This window comes from Neobacillus sp. SuZ13, from assembly GCF_030123365.1.
In the GTDB taxonomy this organism is placed as follows: domain Bacteria; phylum Bacillota; class Bacilli; order Bacillales; family Cytobacillaceae; genus Neobacillus.
Genome location: NZ_CP126107.1, coordinates 2,065,792 through 2,085,280 on the forward strand (window position 1 = coordinate 2,065,792; position 19,489 = coordinate 2,085,280).

At 36.8% G+C, this 19,489-nt stretch carries 12 protein-coding genes; 11 read left to right on the plus strand and 1 reads right to left on the minus strand.

Features of this window, described 5'->3' with window-relative positions:
- Positions 1-30: 30 nt before the first annotated feature.
- The 11 genes from QNH17_RS09995 (at position 31) to QNH17_RS10045 (ending at position 18,702) form a co-directional block, all read left to right on the plus strand.
- Entirely contained in the window at positions 31-1,263 is a 1,233-nt protein-coding gene (locus tag QNH17_RS09995; RefSeq protein WP_283878527.1) for a response regulator transcription factor, read from the plus strand.
- A gap of 213 nt (positions 1,264-1,476) precedes the next feature.
- Complete coding sequence (gene chvE / locus QNH17_RS10000) at positions 1,477-2,550, plus strand: multiple monosaccharide ABC transporter substrate-binding protein (RefSeq protein WP_283878528.1); 1,074 nt, start codon at positions 1,477-1,479, stop codon at positions 2,548-2,550.
- Between the two features lie 79 nt (positions 2,551-2,629).
- Positions 2,630-4,159, plus strand: coding sequence for a multiple monosaccharide ABC transporter ATP-binding protein (mmsA, locus tag QNH17_RS10005; RefSeq protein ID WP_283878529.1), 1,530 nt, complete (start codon positions 2,630-2,632; stop codon positions 4,157-4,159).
- 106 nt (positions 4,160-4,265) lie between these two features.
- Positions 4,266-5,396, plus strand: coding sequence for a multiple monosaccharide ABC transporter permease (gene mmsB, locus QNH17_RS10010; protein ID WP_283879475.1), 1,131 nt, complete (start codon positions 4,266-4,268; stop codon positions 5,394-5,396).
- A 286-nt stretch (positions 5,397-5,682) separates the two neighbouring features.
- The gene (locus QNH17_RS10015; protein WP_283878530.1) at positions 5,683-10,197 is read left to right on the plus strand and encodes a family 43 glycosylhydrolase; all 4,515 of its coding nucleotides are present in this window, start codon (positions 5,683-5,685) and stop codon (positions 10,195-10,197) included.
- Positions 10,198-10,418: 221 nt separating this feature from the next.
- Positions 10,419-11,420, plus strand: a complete 1,002-nt coding sequence (locus QNH17_RS10020) for an ABC transporter substrate-binding protein (protein WP_283878531.1) — start codon at positions 10,419-10,421, stop codon at positions 11,418-11,420.
- Positions 11,421-11,500: 80 nt separating this feature from the next.
- Positions 11,501-13,033, plus strand: a complete 1,533-nt coding sequence (locus QNH17_RS10025) for a sugar ABC transporter ATP-binding protein (RefSeq protein ID WP_283878532.1) — start codon at positions 11,501-11,503, stop codon at positions 13,031-13,033.
- Positions 13,023-14,105 carry an ABC transporter permease gene (locus tag QNH17_RS10030; protein WP_283878533.1) on the plus strand — a complete coding sequence of 361 codons (1,083 nt, stop codon included), beginning with the start codon at positions 13,023-13,025 and terminating at the stop codon, positions 14,103-14,105. Before QNH17_RS10025 ends, QNH17_RS10030 begins: the two co-directional genes overlap by 11 nt.
- Entirely contained in the window at positions 14,083-15,102 is a 1,020-nt protein-coding gene (yjfF, locus tag QNH17_RS10035; RefSeq protein ID WP_283878534.1) for a galactofuranose ABC transporter, permease protein YjfF, read from the plus strand. The genes QNH17_RS10030 and yjfF overlap by 23 nt, the downstream gene beginning before the upstream one ends.
- 49 nt (positions 15,103-15,151) lie before the next feature.
- Positions 15,152-18,181 (plus strand): immunoglobulin-like domain-containing protein, encoded by a 3,030-nt coding sequence (locus tag QNH17_RS10040; protein ID WP_283878535.1) that lies wholly within the window; start codon positions 15,152-15,154, stop codon positions 18,179-18,181.
- A gap of 302 nt (positions 18,182-18,483) precedes the next feature.
- Positions 18,484-18,702, plus strand: a complete 219-nt coding sequence (locus QNH17_RS10045; protein ID WP_283878536.1) for a hypothetical protein — start codon at positions 18,484-18,486, stop codon at positions 18,700-18,702.
- Between the two features lie 99 nt (positions 18,703-18,801).
- On the opposite strand, the gene fsa is transcribed toward QNH17_RS10045, so the two are convergent.
- A complete protein-coding gene (gene fsa, locus QNH17_RS10050) occupies positions 18,802-19,470 on the minus strand; it encodes a fructose-6-phosphate aldolase (RefSeq protein WP_283878537.1) in 669 nt (222 codons plus the stop codon).
- Between the last annotated feature and the right edge of the window lie 19 nt (positions 19,471-19,489).

Sequence of the window (19,489 nt, forward strand, 5' to 3'; positions counted from 1 at the left end):
ATGATAGAGTTCGAAAGGGGAGAAAATTGTGTGCCAAATCATTGGAAGGTATTGATTGCTGATGATGAACCGATTATTCGGGAAGGTATACGTGAATCGGTCAATTGGCAAGAACTTCATATGAAAGTTGTCGCAGAAGCGGAAGATGGAGAAGAAGCATTCGAAATTGCCATCGAATATTCAGTAGACATATTGCTGGTAGATTTGAATATGCCAATTATAGATGGTTTGACCTTAATTAAACATGTTCGAGAAGGGTTGCCTAACTGTAAAATTATCATAATTTCAGGACATGACGAATTTACTTATGCCCAAGAAGCATTACGCTTAAATGTTAATGATTATATTCTCAAACCTGCAAATCCCAATCAATTGAAAAACGTCCTTCAGCGTATTAGAAGTCAATTGGAGGAAAGTGAGAAGCAAAGTGAGTATTTAGCACTAGCGAAAGACCAAATTATTAAAAATATCCCTCTCTTACAGCAAAACTTTTGTCAGGAGTGGATGAAAGGGAATTTGACAGAATCTGATATTATTAAACAACTAAAATTCTTACAATTGCCTATACAATGCCCGAAACAGATTGGTCTTATCCAATGTCATGAAATTTATATCAATAAACCTTTATTGAATGAAAATAATGAGCAATTATTTAATTTTACTGAAAATATCGTAGCTGATGCACTTGAACCTTTCCAAAAAGTTGTTTTTCGTGATCCTTCAGGGTTTATAATCGTTTGTATTTGGGGATGTGAACAAGAAGATTTCGTATTATTTTTATCAAAGAAATTAAAAAATTATATGACCACGACACCGAATATGCACTTTGAGAAAGTTACAGGAGAAACATTTGTGATCTCTGAAATTTATAGACATTGCGAAACAATGATTTATGAAAATTTAAAAATCTCGCCGATCGTCCGGCGAGCGAGATTCTATCTTAGCGAACATTTTTCAGACACAGGTTTAACATTGGAATCATTGGCACAGTATCTGCACGTATCTCCTGTTTATTTAAGCAGGATCATGAAAAAGGAATTAGGGACTTCTTTTGTTAGTATAATTACAAATATGCGTATCAGCAAGGCACTTCTGTTGCTAAATTCCACAGAACTTTCTATTCTTGAAATCGCTGAAAAAGTTGGTTATGACACGCAGCATTATTTTAGTACTGCTTTTAAAAAAGTAATGGGTGTCTCTCCCAATCAGTATCGAAAAGGTGCCGGTTTTACAGTTTCGGCAGCTAGTACAGAATTATTGTAATATAGTTTATTTAGTTAAATTCGAATTTTAGGACAGTCCAAATGAAATAATTTGGACTGTCCTTTTTTGTAATCTGGCAAATATTGAAAGCGCTTAAAAGTAAGTTAAATTTTTATAAAAATAGTTGTTTTATTGAAAAGACGTAAAAATGAGAGGGTGATATATTCATAACATGGAAAAGAATAAAATCTAAAAAACAAAGGGGCGATTCAGATGAAAAAGTTGTTGTCGGTAGTTATGTTAATAACATTGTTATTTTCGTTGGCAGCGTGTGGAAGTAAAAGTACTAGTGGAGATAGCGGATTTGTAGGTATTGCAATGCCTACAAAGTCATCGGAAAGATGGGTAAGTGACGGTCAAAATATGAAAAAAGAATTTGAAAAGTTAGGGTATAAAGTGGACTTGCAATATGCAGAAGACGTAGTAGAGAATCAGGTATCTCAAATCGAGAATATGATTACAAAAGGTGTAAACGTTTTAGTCATTGCGTCAATTGACGGTGAAGCCTTAACAGATGTTTTAGACAAAGCAAACAAGCAAGAAATTAAAGTCATTGCATATGATCGTTTAATTAAAAACAGCAAATATGTTAGCTACTATGCAACATTTGACAACTTTAAAGTAGGTGTTCAACAAGGCACTTACATTGAAGAAAAATTAGGTTTAAAAGCAGGAAAGGGCCCATTCAATATCGAGTTATTTGCAGGCTCACCAGATGATAATAATGCTTATTTCTTCTTTGATGGCGCCATGTCAATATTAAAACCGTACATTGAATCGGGGAAGTTAGTAGTGAAAAGCGGTCAAAATTCATTTGATCAAGGTGCCACATTAAGATGGGACGGCGCAGTTGCACAAGCAAGGATGGATAATCTATTAAGTGCTCACTATACTTCCGACAAGGTGGATGCCGTTTTATCTCCATATGATGGAATTAGCATCGGTATCATATCATCTTTAAAAGGTGTTGGATATGGATCAGCTGCTAAACCACTTCCTGTTATCACTGGACAAGATGCTGAACTAGCTTCTATTAAATCAATAATAAATGGTGAACAAACACAAACAGTGTTTAAAGACACGAGGGAATTGGCCAAAAAAGCCGTTTCTATGGCTGATGCCGTTTTAAAGGGCAAAAAAGCTGAAGTGAATGATACCAAAACGTACGACAATGGGAAAAAAGTCGTTCCTTCCTATCTATTAGAACCAGTTTCTGTTGATAAAACTAACTATGAGTCTGTACTAGTTGACTCGGGATATTACAAAAAGGAAGAACTGAGTAAATAATGAGTAATGAAAATGAGTTAGTGACTGTTGATTAAATGTCACTAACTCATTTTATCAAATTGTGAGGGTGTGGTGAAATTTGTCAAAGATTATTTTAGAAATGAGGAATATTACAAAAGAGTTCCCAGGAGTCAAAGCTCTTCAAAATGTAAATTTAAAGATAAAAGAGGGAGAAATTCACGCTTTATGTGGAGAGAATGGGGCTGGGAAATCTACATTAATGAAGGTATTGAGTGGTGTCTACCCACATGGTTCGTACACCGGGGACATACTGTTTAATGGAAACGTTTGTAAATTCAAAGACATCAAACAAAGTGAAGAATTAGGGATTGTTATTATTCACCAAGAACTCGCATTGATTCCACACCTATCGATTGCTGAAAATATCTTCCTTGGTAACGAACAGGCGAAAAATGGAATTATCAATTGGAATGAAACTGTGTTAAGAACGAGAGAATTGCTGAAAAAGGTAGGATTAAACGAATCACCAAATACAAAAACGGCAAACTTGGGCGTTGGAAAACAACAATTAACTGAAATAGCGAAGGCACTTTCTAAAAATGTAAAATTATTAATATTGGATGAACCTACTGCTGCTTTAAATGAACACGACAGTGAAAATCTATTAAATCTGTTATTAGAATTAAAAAAACAAGGCATGTCAGCCATTATTATATCGCATAAATTGAATGAAATTTCCAAAGTGGCGGATTCCATCACCATTCTGCGTGACGGTCAAACTGTAGAAACACTAGATATGAAGAAAGACAAAATTTCAGAGGATAGAATTATCAAGGGAATGGTTGGAAGAGAATTAACGAATCGCTATCCAAAAAGGGAAGCGAAAATAGGAAATACTATTTTTGAAGTGAAAAACTGGAATGTCTTTCACCCATTGCATACGAATCAAAAATCTATTGATGATGTGAATTTTCATATTCGTAAAGGTGAGATTGTTGGTATAGCCGGCTTGATGGGTGCCGGAAGAACTGAGCTGGCAATGAGTATCTTTGGAAAATCGTACGGAAAGAAAATAACAGGACAAATATTTAAGGATAATAAAGAAATCCATTTGAATAATGTTAGTCAGGCAATTGAACATGGAATCGCTTATGTTTCTGAAGATCGAAAGGGAAACGGGCTCATTTTAATGGATGACATTAAACAAAACATTACATTAGCCAGTCTAAATAAGATAACAAATAAATTTGTTATTAATAAGAATCAAGAAATTATTGAATCGGAACAATTCCGTGAAAAATTAAAGATCAAAACTCCAAGTATTTATCAGAAAACTGGAAATCTTAGTGGTGGAAATCAACAAAAAGTTGTATTAAGTAAATGGATTTTTTCAGAGCCTGACATTTTGATTTTAGATGAACCTACCCGCGGCATAGATGTAGGCGCAAAGTATGAAATATATACGATTATTAATCAGTTGGCTTCAGATGGAAAAGGGATTTTAGTTATTTCTTCAGAATTACCAGAAATTCTTGGAATTTGTGACCGAGTGTATGTAATGAATGAAGGCAGAATAACTGGTGAAGTTTCCAAAGAAGAAGCAACTCAGGAACGTATTATGAAATATATGACTAGAAGTAGAGTTTAGGGGGTAGGAAAACATGCAAACAATAACGCATAAAACAGCGGAAAACGAGAAAGCTGCAGACCGTGAACCGAAAGGAAATTTGCTTTCTCAATTGTTCAAAAATAATATGAGACAATACAGCATGATACTGGCACTAGTTTCAATTATGATTCTTTTCCAGGTTCTAACTGATGGAATTTTGTTAAGGCCGTTAAATATAACAAACTTAATCTTGCAAAATAGCTATATATTAGTGTTGGCAATTGGTATGATTTTAGTAATAATTACCGGCCATATTGACCTATCGGTAGGTTCAATAGCTGCATTTATCGGAGCGATATCAGCAATTTTAATGGTAAATCATGAAGTCCCAACATCAGTTGCAATTATTATCTCGTTATTAATTGGTGCGCTTATTGGTGCCTGGCAAGGATTTTGGGTGGCCTATGTAAAAATTCCTGCCTTTATTGTTACTCTAGCAGGTATGCTTTTGTTTAGAGGATTAACTATGGTAGTGTTAGAGGGCAAATCAATCTCTCCTTTTCCTGAAGCATTTCAAAAAATCAGCTCTGGTTTCATTCCGGATGTGTTTAACGGAGCCAACCTTCATATTTTAACTCTTGTAATTGGAGCGCTGCTATCAGTAATTCTAATTTTCAATGAACTGAAAACTAGAAAAACAGAAATAAAATACAATTTCGATGTTTCACCTGCAGGAATTTTCATTTTGAAGATTATTGCATTAGTTGCGTTAATCAATGTATTTGTTTATGTTCTTGCTACATATGAAGGAATTCCAAATATTTTGGTTATCTTGGCTTTATTAATCTTGGCTTATCAATTTATTACCACAAAAACAATAGCAGGGCGTCACATTTATGCGATCGGTGGAAATGAAAAAGCAGCTCAGTTATCTGGGGTAAAAACTAAGCGTGTAACATTTTGGGTCTTTGTAAATATGGGAGTGTTATCTGCGCTATCTGGACTTCTGTTTGCTGCAAGATTAAACGCTGCAACACCTAGAGCAGGAAATCTTTTTGAATTAGATGCAATTGCGGCATGTTTTATTGGTGGGGCTTCAGCATATGGTGGAATCGGTACGGTGCCAGGTGCTATTATTGGCGGTCTGGTTATGGGTGTCATGAATAACGGAATGTCCATCCTAGGTTTAGGCATAGATTGGCAGCAAGGTATCAAAGGGCTTGTATTATTAGCTGCTGTAGCTTTTGATATTTATAATAAAAATAAATCTTCATAATTAAGTCTCTAATGAATAGACCTCAAAACCATTATATATCTGGTTTGGGGTCTATTTTTCATTATTGACAAATTTAATTAGGGCAATGACTCTTACCAGTCTATTATCCTAGTTCCGTGTTTTAGTAATACAATCCCATCATACTTCATCAAAAAATAGCCAATTTTTATAAACAATCCATGTTATTTATAAATACAGTTTTTGTTTTTATTTTTAAAATTATCTAAAAGAGAAAGGAGTATAGCTTCCTGTAAAAAGAGTGCAGAAAAAATAGAGGAGGAAAGAAATGAAAGGTAGGCAGTATTTTTCATTATTTTTATCTGTATTAATGGTTTTTTCACTGATTCCAAAACCGGTAATTCAAGCGGAGGAGATTGGCAGTACAGAAAATCGCTTAATCGCTCACTATGATCTGTCGAGAGCGGATGGTAAGTTGACAGATGTTACGAACAATGGATTTGACGCAGAATATGTTGGGTTTCAAGATGGAGATTTCTTAGAAGAACAAGGCGATACAATTCTGAACTTCACGGGAGATAAGTCTAAATATGTAAAATTACCAAGAGGACTTATTGATGATGAAACCTTTACAATTGAAACCAAATTTAGCACTTCAACGAGTGCTGGCCATTGGCTATACGCCCTTGGGACAAAGGAAGGTTCTTGGCCAAATGTTAACAATTATATCTTTTTAAATCCAAAACAAGGAAACGGAACGACTCGTTTTGGGATTAAAAATTCTAGCACGGAACTTCTTTTTCAAAATGCAACAATTAAGACAGGTGAATATAATACATTCACAGCAACATTTAAAGAGGGAGAAATAATCCTTTATTTAAATGGACAACTAGTAGGAATACTGCCACATACGTATAAGGTAATGGATATTCTTGCAACTGGGACAGACCCTACAGCTAATTTTATCGGCTATATTGGTAAATCCTTGTACACAGCTGATGCAGCATTTACTGGAAAATTAGCTGATTTTAAGGTATATAACTATACATTATCAGCAGAAGAGGTAAAACTGAATGCTGGTTTATCAGATGAGGAAATTGTTGCATTAACAAAAGCTAACTTAACAATTCCAAATGCTGATGACATTCGTGGAAACATTACATTACCTACAAGTACGGATAAAGATGCAACAATTACTTGGGAAACGGACAATGCAGCAGTTGTAAATGTAAATGAAAGAATCAATGAAGATTACTATAAGACTCCTGCTGGTGTTGTAACAAGACAGGAAACTGATACGAAGGTAACATTGACAGCAACAATCAAATATAAGGGAATAAGCGATACAAAGCAAATACCACTTATAGTTAAGGCTAAACCTGCAAAAAAGAATTTCACATCGTATTTATTTGCTCACTTTACAGGTGAAAGTGCAAATGGAGAACAGATGTATTTTGCTAGCAGTAAAGATGGTTTGCACTGGAAAGATTTAAATGAGGGTGAACCAGTATTAACGTCTGATGTAGGTGAAAAGGGTGTACGTGACCCGTCTATCATACGCTCAGCCGAGGGTGACAAATTCTACATTATTGCAACAGATTTAAGAATTGCCAGCGGAAAAGGCTGGGGTGCCGCACAAACGGCTGGAAGCAAATCTCTGATCATTTGGGAGTCTAAAAATTTAGTAAATTGGTCTAAACCAAGAATGGTAGAGGTAGCTCCACCCAATGCAGGTGATGCATGGGCACCAGAAGCATTTTATGACGAAAAGACAGGAGAATACGTAGTATTCTGGGCTTCAACTGTGAAGAATGACCAAGGGGTATACGAACCACATAACATCTATTATGCAAAGACAAGAGATTTTTATACTTTCACAGAACCAAAGATGTTCATTGATCGTCCTGGTAGTCAGCATATTATTGATACAACCATTATTGAAGATGGGAATTTGTATTACCGTTATTCAGGGGATGGTCAAATTACGATTGAAAAAAGTAATCAAATTCTAGGTGAGTGGTCAAAAATTGGTACCATTCAATCTTCAACAGGATTAACAGGGTCCGACGTTGAAGGGCCATTAATTTATAAATTCAATGATAGAAATGCCTGGAATTTAATGGTCGATCAGTATGCGGCTGGAAAAGGTTATCTTCCATTAATTACATCTGATTTAGCAAGCGGCCAGTTCACAAAATTAACAACTGCAGACTATTCTTTGGGTTCTAACCGTAAGAGACATGGATCAGTACTTAATCTAACACAAGAAGAGTACAATGCTGTAATGTCGCAATGGGATAAGGTCGTCAATGTTCCTGATGAAGAAGAACAAGAACAGCCAATACTTGAGTATAACTTTGATACAGTCACTACAGACAAGACGATCCATGATAATTCGGGAAATAACCATACAGGTACATTGAATGGAAATGCAACTTATGTGACAGATAGCGAAAAGGTTTCAAAGGCATTATATCTAGATGGAACAACTAATACTTTTGCCGCCTTTCCGGCAGGTTTCTTTGATGGAAGAAATACTGTGACTATCTCTATGGATATTAAACCGGAAACGGTTTCAGGAAACTTCTTTACCTTTGCCATAGGTAAGAATGACCAAAAATATATGTTCCTAAGAACACGCGATACAGAAATAAGAAATGCGATGACGACTACTAGCTGGTCATCTGAACAGGAGGTAAAAGCGAATACCACTTCTATTAAGAGCAAGTGGTTCAACATCAAACTTGTCATTTCACCTACAAGCATGTCCATGTATAAGGACGGGATCCTTGTAGCTGAAAATAGCAATGTAACAGTATCAATGACAGACTTAGGTGCACAATTATCAACATTTTTAGGTAAATCCTTTTACTCAGGAGACCAATACTTCAAAGGTTATTTCGACAACGTAAAAGTGTATAATCGTATACTTTCAGAAGCCGAAATTCTAGAAATGTCTATTCAATCGACTGGAATTGGTAATTTTGTAGTACCTGGTCAAAAAGGTCAAGCTGAAATAGATTCAAAATCACATAGAATTACAGTTCCTGTTAAAGAAGGGCAAGGTTTGGATATAACTAATTTGGCTCCAACTATAACTATTAAACCTGGATCTACCGTAAGTCCAATGTCAGGCGAAGGACAGGACTTTACTAATCCTATTACCTATACGGTGACGGATAAGGATGGAAATAAACAGGAATGGATTGTGAGTTTGAAAGTATATCCATCAGGTACATTGCCAGGACTTTATGCAGATCCACAGATCGCTGTTTTCGGTGATACTTATTATATTTATCCTACAACAGATGGCTTTACCGGTTGGTCAGGTTCTCAATTTAAAGCATTCTCCTCTAAAGATTTAATAAATTGGAAGGACGAGGGTGTAATCTTAGATTTAGCAACTGACGATGTTACATGGGCAGATAAGCGCGCGTGGGCACCGGCAATCGCAGAAAAGAATGGTAAATATTATTACTATTTCTGTGCAGACGCCAACATTGGTGTAGCAACAGCACCAACACCAACAGGACCATTTAAAGATGCTTTAGGCAAACCATTGGTGCCAAGTGGAAAATATTCGGGCCAAGCTATTGATCCATACGTATTTACAGATGATAATGGCGAATCGTACTTTTATTGGGGTAATGGTGATCTCTATGCTGCTAAGCTAAATGATGATATGGTTTCTTTTGAAAGTACTCCTGTCAAGATGACCCCGCCTAATTTTAGAGAGGGATCTGTTGTATTTAAAAGAAACGGTACTTATTACTTAATGTGGTCAGAAGATGATACTGGTAGCGAGAATTATCAGGTTGCTTATGCAACAGGGACATCTCCAATGGGACCATGGACAAAAAAAGGTGTCATTCTGAGTAAAGATTTAAGCCTTGGAATCAAAGGGCCAGGTCATAACTCTATTTTAAACATCCCAGGCACGGATGAATATTATATTGTTTATGCACGGCATGAAATGCCTGATGGCAACGGTTTTAACCGTGAAGTGGTGATTGATAAGATGGAATTTAACGAAGATGGCACTATAAAGCCAGTAAAACCAACCTTAACAGGTATTACTGATCCAGTTTATGTAGATTCAGAAGGTCCTGTAGGGAAGTTTACGATAAATTCTGGTGTTGAATTTACAAAAGACCCCAATGTTACACTATCACTTGAAGCAACCGATAAACTAAGTGGAGTGAACCAGGTTCGTTTTTCCACCAATGCTAAGGATTGGACAGAATGGGAAGAGTATAAGCCAGCAAAAGAATTAAACTTGCCTTTAGGAGATGGGCAGAAGACTGTTTACGTTGAATTTAACGACCACGCGGGAAATGTCAGTGACAGGTATCAACAAAAGATAACCCTTGATACGACAGCCCCTGTGATTAAATTTATTGGACTACAGGATACTTATTCCGTTGATTCATTGATTAAAATCACTTGCAGTTCAAGTGATGATTTGTCCGGAATTGAATCAAAAGAATGTCCAAGTGTCGAAGGACCTGCCTATAGCTTCGAGTTAGGGATTAATAAAATCATTGCATCAGCCACAGATAAAGCTGGTAATACGGCGAAAGTCGAAACTGAGTTTAAGGTGACGGTAGATTTTGATAGTCTAGGCAAGTTGACTCAATCTTTTGTAAGTAATGATGGGGTTTCAAATTCGCTAGTGACGAAACTTCAATCAGCTAAAGAAGCAGCTGCCAAAGGAAATAAACAGGCCGTAGATGGTAAACTGAGGGCATTTGAAAATGAGTTGTCTGCTCAAATGGGGAAAACACTCACTGATAAACAGGCAAATATTTTGATTGCTTTTTCTGGGAAGCTGTATTTAGATTAAACCCACAGATCGATAGTTAAAACCAAAAACAATAACTGTTTCTTTAAACAGTTATTGTTTTTTTATGCACGCATTGTTCCTAGTAATCTTTTATTCCTTAATTTATAAAATGAAGCAAAAAGAATGCGGAATATTATAAAAAAATGCATTTCATTGAAAATACATTACTAGGAAATCTTTCTATAATTAACATAGATTCAAATATTAAAGGGGGAAGTCAAATGAAAAAATTAAAAAAATTGTTTACTGCGTTGATTTCAACAGCAACTGCGATCTCATTAATGACAGGATGCGCTGCTGGAAACAACCAACAGGCAAGTAGTGGATCAGGCGGTGGGAAAGATGGCAAGATTGTCGTTGGTTTTTCACAAGTAGGAGCTGAAAGCGAGTGGAGAACAGCTAATACTAAGTCAGTCAAAGAAAGTGCAGAAAAAGATCCACAAATCGAGTTAAAGTTCTCAGATGCCCAGCAAAAACAGGAAAACCAAATTAAAGCCATCCGTTCGTTTATTGCTCAGAAGGTGGATGTAATCGCTTTCTCTCCTGTTGTTCAAACAGGTTTTGATACAGTTCTTCAAGAAGCGAAAACGGCCGGTATTCCTGTTATTTTAACTGACCGTGCTGTAGATGCCGATCCATACCTTTATAAAACGATGATTGGATCAGATTTCGTTGAGGAAGGCAAGAAAGCGGCACAATGGATGTTGGACAATATAAAGACGGATAAGCCTGTAAATATCGTTGAGCTCCAAGGAACGGTAGGTTCTGCTCCAGCCATTGACCGAAAAGCTGGTTTTGAAGAAGTAATCAAAGCTCATACGAATTATAAAATTATTAAATCTCAAACAGGTGACTTTACCCGTACTAAAGGTAAAGAAGTAATGGAAGCATTCTTAAAGTCTGAAGGAAAAAATATCAATGTCGTATACTCTCACAATGACGATATGGCAATTGGTGCAATTCAAGCGATTGAAGAATATGGCTTAATTCCAGGGAAAGATATCAAAATCATTTCCATGGATGGTGTAAAAGGAGCTTTTGAAGCAATGATGGCTGGTAAATTAAATGCTTCTATCGAGTGTAACCCTTTATTAGGAGACCAATTGATGCAAGCAATTAAAGATGTTATAGCAGGAAAAGAGTTACCAAAATGGATTAAGACAGAAGAAGGCATCTTTGATACTACTAATGCAGCGAAGGAATTCCCTAATCGACAATACTAAAAGCTATTTTCGATATAGGAGTTCTCTTGATAGGGAACTCCTATATTACTCATAAAATAAACAAAAGGAGCATTATACCAATGTTCATACAAGAGAAACCAATTCTATACATGGAAGGTGTTACAAAGTCCTTTCCTGGAGTAAAGGCATTGTCTGACGTTAACTTTACTCTTCGTAAAGGAGAAGTTCATGCTCTTATGGGTGAAAACGGTGCAGGTAAATCGACGTTAATAAAAGTACTAACCGGGGTCCACCATTTAGATGGAGGAACCATCCTTTTCGACGAAAAGAACATTGAGCCGAAATCTCCGTTAGATGCCCAAAATATTGGAATCAGCACAGTTTATCAAGAAGTGAATTTATGCCCTAATTTGACAGTAGCAGAAAATATTTTTATTGGCAGACCACCGAAAAAAGGCGGTAGAATTGATTGGAAGTTGATGAATCAAAAATCACAAGAAATTCTGCAGCGAGTAAATCTCGATATTGATCCAACTAAATTACTCTCTTCATACTCTGTTGCCATTCAACAAATGATTGCGATTGCTCGCGCAGTTGATATTTCAGCAGGGGTTTTAATCTTGGATGAACCGACCGCAAGTTTGGATGAAAACGAAGTAAAACAGTTGTTTAAGATCATGCGTAAGTTGCGTGATGAAGGAATGGGAATTATATTTGTCACACATTTCTTAGATCAAGTCTATGAAATAACGGATCGTATCACCGTCCTTCGGAACGGTAAACTTATTGGCGAGTACAAAACGAGTGAATTATCTAGAATAGAATTAGTCACTAAAATGGTTGGTAGAGAAATCGATGAAAAAGAACACAGCAAACAAAACAAAAGCATTGTTTCTTCTTTAAAGAAAAAGGAAGAACATTTCTTAAAAGCTGTCAGTCTTGGAAAAAAAGGCACGATAGAGCCATTTGATCTGGAAATGAAAAAAGGAGAAGTACTTGGTCTTGCTGGTTTACTTGGTTCCGGCAGGTCTGAAATTGCTAGACTGATATTTGGAATTGATAAAGCGGACGATGGTGTCATTTATATAGATGAAAAAAAGATTTCGGCCATGTATCCTAAAAAAGCTATCCAACAAGGGATGGGATTTTGTCCGGAAGATCGTAAAAAAGAGGGCATCATTGGAGAATTAACTATCAGGGAAAACATGATTCTTGCTCTTCAGGCTAAAAGAGGCATATTCAATTATATCTCTAGAAAAGAACAAGAAGAAATCGCTAATAAATATATTAATATGTTGCGAATAGCTACACCATCAATGGAACAACAAATTCGGAACCTTAGTGGAGGTAATCAACAAAAAGTAATTCTAGGGAGATGGCTAGCAACCAATCCAAAGTTGCTTATATTGGATGAACCGACTCGTGGAATTGACGTAGGTACTCGGACGGAAATTCAAAAATTAATCAGAACACTTGCTAATGATGGTATGACAGTGTTGCTTATTTCCTCCGAATTGGAAGAATTAGTCGCTTGTTGCGATCGAGTAATTGTTATGCGTGACCGTTCTCCGATTGGACAGCTTCGCGGAGAGAATATTTCAGAAAGTATTATTATGAAAACTATAGCAGGAGCTGGCGCAAATGTTTCTTAATCAATGGAACAAACTGAGGCATTCAAAGGTATTTTGGCCTTTAATGGCCGTAATAGCATTACTTATATTTAATTATTTTTATATTCCAGGTTTTTTTACCATTGAAATCAAGAATGGTCATTTATTTGGAACCCTAATTGACATATTAAATCGGGCGGCACCGCTTATTATTGTATCTATCGGTATGACCTTAGTTATTGCCACAGCTGGCGTGGATATCTCGGTTGGAGCTGTTGTAGCGATATCAGGTGCCATGGCAGCTTACCTGATCGGAGGAACTTTGGTTGTTAACAATGGAGTTCAAGAGTATGTGAGTGATACACCTATGGCGCTAGCCATCTTTGCTGCCCTTGGTGCTTCCGTCCTTTGCGGAATGTGGAATGGCGCATTGGTATCTAAAATAGGTGTTCAGCCAATGGTAGCTACCCTTATCCTTATGACAGTTGGACGGGGAATTGCACAGCTGTTCAGTGAAGGACAAATTATCACTGTCTACTATAAACCGTTTAGCTTTTTTGGTGGTGGATACTTTTTAGGAATACCGTTTGCTATTTTTGTTGCCGCCGTAGTGGGGTTACTAGTTTACTTGCTTATGAGAAAAACCGCAATGGGATTGTTTTTAGAATCGGTAGGAGGGAACATGGAATCCAGCCGATTTACTGGGATTAATTCAAAGAAGATCATCTTCTGGGCTTATGTAATCTGTGGTTTGTGCGCAGGAATCGCAGGCATCTTGATTAGTTCGAATGTAAAGAGTGCAGATGGAAATAACGCTGGATTATGGATGGAGTTAGATGCAATTTTAGCTGTCGTCATTGGCGGCACTTCAATGAATGGTGGTAGGTTTTACCTATCAGGTACCATAATAGGTGCTCTTTTCCTTCAAATGTTAAAAACAACTATTTATTCCACTGGAGTTCCTCCAGAAAGTATACTCGTAGTAGAAGCAATAGTAGTCATTATCGTATCGCTTGTTCAATCGGAAAAATTCAGAAGCTTATTTATCTTAAAAATGGGCAGCAAGCGTAAGAAGGGAGTAATTCAATCTAATGAGAAACATGCTGCGAGTTAGTCAATTAAATATCACGTTAATTTCGACCATAATTCTATTTCTTTCCTTATTTAGTGTAGGTTCTTTTCGATATACTGGCTTCTTTTCACTACAGGTTTTTCTGAATCTATTTATCGACAATGCTTTTTTAATCATCATTGCTACAGGATTAGTATTTGTCATATTATCTGGTGGAATCGATTTGTCAGTAGGATCGGTTGTTGCGTTAACCACTATGGTGTCCGCAAGTATGCTTCAGAAAGGTGCAAACCCGATAATTGTTATGGTTGTAGTTCTTTTAATGGGAATCATATTTGGATTTGCACAAGGATACATCATTCAGCGTTTTCAATTGCATCCATGGATTGTTACATTAGCAGGTTTGTTTTTGGCTAGAGGACTTTGTTATTTTATTAGCATCGAATCTATTACTATCACAGATCCATTGTTCACCAATCTTTCTCTCTATAAGATTATGCTGGGTGGCCAATACTTTATTTCCATAAGTGTGCTGATTAGTATCGTGTTTGTATTGGCTGCCATGTATGTGGCTAAATATACAGAGTTTGGCCGGACTGTTTACGCCATTGGAGGAAACGAACAATCGGCTATGCTTATGGGACTACCTGTTGTAAGAACGAAAATTCTTATTTACGCTATCAGTGGCTTTAGTTCTGCCCTTGGAGGATTGGTCTTCACCTTTTACATGTTGTCTGGATATGGGCTTCACGCGTTAGGTCTGGAAATGGATGCTATTGCAGCATGTGTCATTGGTGGAATCCTTTTAACTGGAGGGTATGGTTATGTTGTAGGTCCAATGTTTGGTGTGCTGAGTATGGGAGTAATTCAAACCATTATCATGTTTGAAGGGACGCTCAGTTCTTGGTGGACAAGAATTGTTATTGGAGTCTTGTTGTTTATCTTTATCGTTTTGCAACGAGTAATTGTTATTCAAAGTGAAAGAAACAAAACGATTATTAAAAGAAAAGAAAGAAAAGCACTCGCTACTCAACCATGAGAGGGAATGAACTTACTATAATAAAACCATTTTGATCAGGAGGGGAAACATGAAGAAGAAAAAAATATTTTCAACTTTTTTATTAACCATGATGCTCTTCAATACTGTGTCAGTAACTGTTCCTCAAGCAACATTTGCTGAGGAACCACAAAAAACAAAGTTAATTCTTGATTACGATATGAACAATATTGATGGTACAACAGTGAAAGATAGCACTGGGAATTTTGATGGAAAGCTGGTGAATTCTCAAAACGCTGACCTTATTAAGGGAACAGATGCAGGAGTTATAAGTTTTAAGGGCGGTACTACTAGTTCATATATTGAAATGCCAAAAGGTGTATTAAATAATTTGGATAGTATCACCGTTTCTTCTTTGGTGAATTGGAAGGGTGTTAATGAAGCCGAATGGTTATATGCGTTAGGTCAGGACAGTAACAAATATTTGTTTACGACGCCGAAGCGCAATTCGGGTGACCGCTCTTCAAGAGCTGGAATCGGGGTAACAAGCTGGATGAATGAGGCGGGTGCAAATGCAACAACTGGGCCCTTGAAGTCGAGTGAATGGAAGTTGATAACTACTGTTATGTCAGGTGTAGATAAAACGATTAAGCTGTACATTGATGGGGCTGAAGTGGGGACTGGTTCTACGAACGGTTATACACTAGCACAAATCAACAATGTTAATGGAATAAGTGGTTTTATCGGGCGATCCTTTTATTCTGCTGACCCATATTTTGGAGGCATGATCGCTGATTTTAAAGTGTTTAATGGAGCTTTGACAGCTACAGAAGTAAGTAAACTAAAAGAAGAAGCTGATAAAAAAATTGCTGCCATGGATGGACTGCTGCTAAATCATGCGGCTGAAAAATTAGATTACTCCATTTTTATTAAACAAAACCAAAACAAAGACGAAATTAATTCGGATTTATCATTCCCTAGAAACGGGGCATTTGGAACAACCATCACTTGGGAATCACAAAATCAAAACATTATTACAAATGATGGTAAAGTTAATAGACCTTCTTTTGAAGATGGTGACCAATCGGTAGGAATTACAGCTAATATTACGGATGGTACAAAGACTTTGACAAAAGAATTTATTGTTACAGTATTAAAGAAACCTCAAGATTCAGTGACTGTTCGTATGGATGCAGAAGATTTGAAAGTTCATAACATTAATGATGTTCGCGGCAATCTAACTTTACCGAAAACGGGAGTTAATGGTTCTACAATCACATGGACATCAAATGACCCATCTATCATTACACCAACTGGAGAAGTGAAACGTCCTGGAAATGGTGAAGGTGATAAAACGGTTAAATTGACGGCAACTCTCACATTACACAAGGAGTCAATCACAAAAGCGTTTTTAGCTAAAGTGAAAGAAATGCCGAAAAAGGAAAACTATGAAGGATATGTCTTCAGTTATTTTACAGGAGAAGGTTATTCGAATGGTGAACAAATTTATTTTGCCTTAAGTGAAGGAAACAATCCACTTAAATGGCAGGAGTTAAACAATGGGGCTCCAGCAATCACTTCTAATTTGGGTGAAAAAGGACTTAGAGATCCATTTATCATTCGTTCCCCTGAAGGTGATAAGTTCTATTTAATTTCCACAGATTTAAAAATTAATGGAGATTGGAATTGGGACAGATCCCAAAGGGCTGGCAGCCGCTCTATAATGGTATGGGAATCTACTGATTTAATTAATTGGTCAGAGCAAAGAATGGTAGAAGTATCTCCAAAAGAGGCTGGAAATACATGGGCTCCGGAAGTTACGTATGATGACACGACTGGTGAGTATATTGTGTACTGGGCTTCCAAATTGTATGACAATGAAGCGCATAGTGGCTCCACTTACAACAAAATGATGTATAGCAAAACAAGAGATTTCTATACGTTTACGGAACCAAAAGTTTATATGGATTATGGATATTCAGTTATTGATACCACCATGATTAAGCATGACGGTAAAATCTATCGTTTTACAAAAGATGAAAGGAACAACACAACATCCTCTCCAAATGGTAAGTTTATTTTTTCAGAGGTTGGTGATTCGGTTCTGGATCCTACATTCGATCTGATTAAAGAAGGTATCGGAAAAGGTTCAATTGGTGCTGGAGAGGGACCAAGCATCTTTAAATCCAATACAGAAGAAAAGTGGTACATGTTTATTGATGAATTTGGCGGTAAAGGCTATGTGCCTTTTGAAACTACAAATTTACAGTCTGGTGAGTGGAAAATGTCTACAGAGTATAAGTTACCTTCACGCCCTCGTCATGGTACAGTAATGCCGGTTACAAAACGGGAACACGAGGCTTTACTTGCAAATGTTCCCAAAGTTAAAAACGAAGATTCCATTCAAAAAGTAACAGGCGTTACGGTAGATAAGGAAAAATTGGAACTAGTACAAGGACAAAAAGAACGGGTGTCTGCAATTGTAACACCTAATGAGGCAGTTAATAAAGAGGTCCTGTGGTCTAGCAATAATGAAGAAGTAGCTGTTGTAGATGAAAATGGGAATGTTAGCGCATTTAAAGAAGGTATAGCAAAGATCACTGCAACTACAGTTGATGGAGGCTATATGGCCGTTAGTGAGGTCCATGTCAAAAAAGATACTACTCCTCCTGTGATTCAATTTATCGGTAATGATGGTACCTATCCAGTTGATGCCAAGATATCGATTACCTGCACTGCAGCTGATGATTTGTCAGGGGTTGCTTCCGTGAATTGTCCAAGTACGGAAGGATATGCTTATGACTTCGGGGTTGGTGTTCATAAACTTGTGGCTTCAGCTATTGACAAAGCAGGAAATACTGCGGTACATGAAACAGAATTTACGGTAACAGTTGATTATGATAGTTTAAGCCGACTGACTCAATCTTTTGTAAATAAGGATGAGTTGTCGCATTCTCTTGTTGCAAAACTCCAGTCAGCAAAAGAAGCGGCCGCTAAAGGTAACAAACAGGCTGTGGAAGGTAAACTGAAGTCGTATGTAAATGAACTCTCCGCTCAAAGTGGAAAGGTGCTTACTGATCAACAGGCTAATCTTTTGATATCCTTGTCTAATAATCTTTAGTTTAAAAGACACATAATACTAGAATTGTGAAGCTTATCCTTCTTATTATCTGGAAATCTGATCGTAATTCATCAGATTTCTTTTTTTTATAGATTTATATAAATCAATTTCTTGTGATTGGTTTATAAAGCAAAAAATTATAAACATTATTTGTTTTCTATAAATACAGGTAATATTTCATTATTTATAATTAGATTAATTGACTTACTGGAAGACTGCAAATTAATATGGTTCCTTATTAGCCAGGCCAAAACGATTCAAATGGCCAAAATAGTCCTAGCTTTCTAGCAAATGCTAAAAAGGTGCATGAAACGGTATGGCGTGCTGGTAATACAGGACTAACTGGATTTTTATCGGAGCCAACCCAAATAGTAGATGGTAACTTTGATGTCGAAAATGGAAATGGTACATTGCCAGTCCAAACTGACAATTTGGAAAGTTATTATGCCCTCGGAGCGTGGGGGATCGCTCTACTGGCATCTTATATCCTAAACAAAACAGATAATGAAACGTTATACTAAGGGACTTGCAATTGAAAGAGAGACAATTGAAAATCTTAAATAACAATTAAGGAATTAAAAACACGACAGGCTATTAACCTGTCGTGTTTATTCTTAAACTTAGTTTTTAAGAGTATTTTCCCAATCTGCAGCAAATTTTTCGATCCCTTGATTAGTAAGTGGATGTTTTGAAATTTGCTCAATGACTGAAAACGGAATCGTTGCAATATGTGCACCTGCCATTGCTACACGAGTAACATGATCCGGGTGACGAACAGATGCTGCAATAATTTGTGAGTCGAAATTATGAATACGGAACAGTTCAGCTATTTTTGATACTAATTGTACGCCGTCTTCGGAAATATCATCTAAGCGTCCTAAAAATGGAGATACATATGTTGCACCAGCACGAGCCGCTAATAGTGCTTGATTTACTGTAAAGATAAGAGTGACATTTGTTTTAACGCCTTTATCAGCAAGATAACGGCAAGCTTCTAAACCGTCTAAAGTCATAGGAAGCTTGATTGTAATTTTCTCATCTCCGCCGTTAATTTTAATAAGCTCTTCAGCTTGAGCAATCATTTCGTCAGCTGTAACGGCATCTGGAGTTACTTCAGCAGAAACAGATTCTACTTGTGGAACTGCTTGGCAGATTTCTTCAATGCGGTCTTCGAATTTTACGCCTTCCTTAGCAACTAGGGAAGGATTAGTGGTAACACCTGATAAAACACCAATTTTATATGCCTTTTTAATATCAACAAGATTAGCAGTATCAATAAATAATTTCATCGTATATTTCCTCCATTTT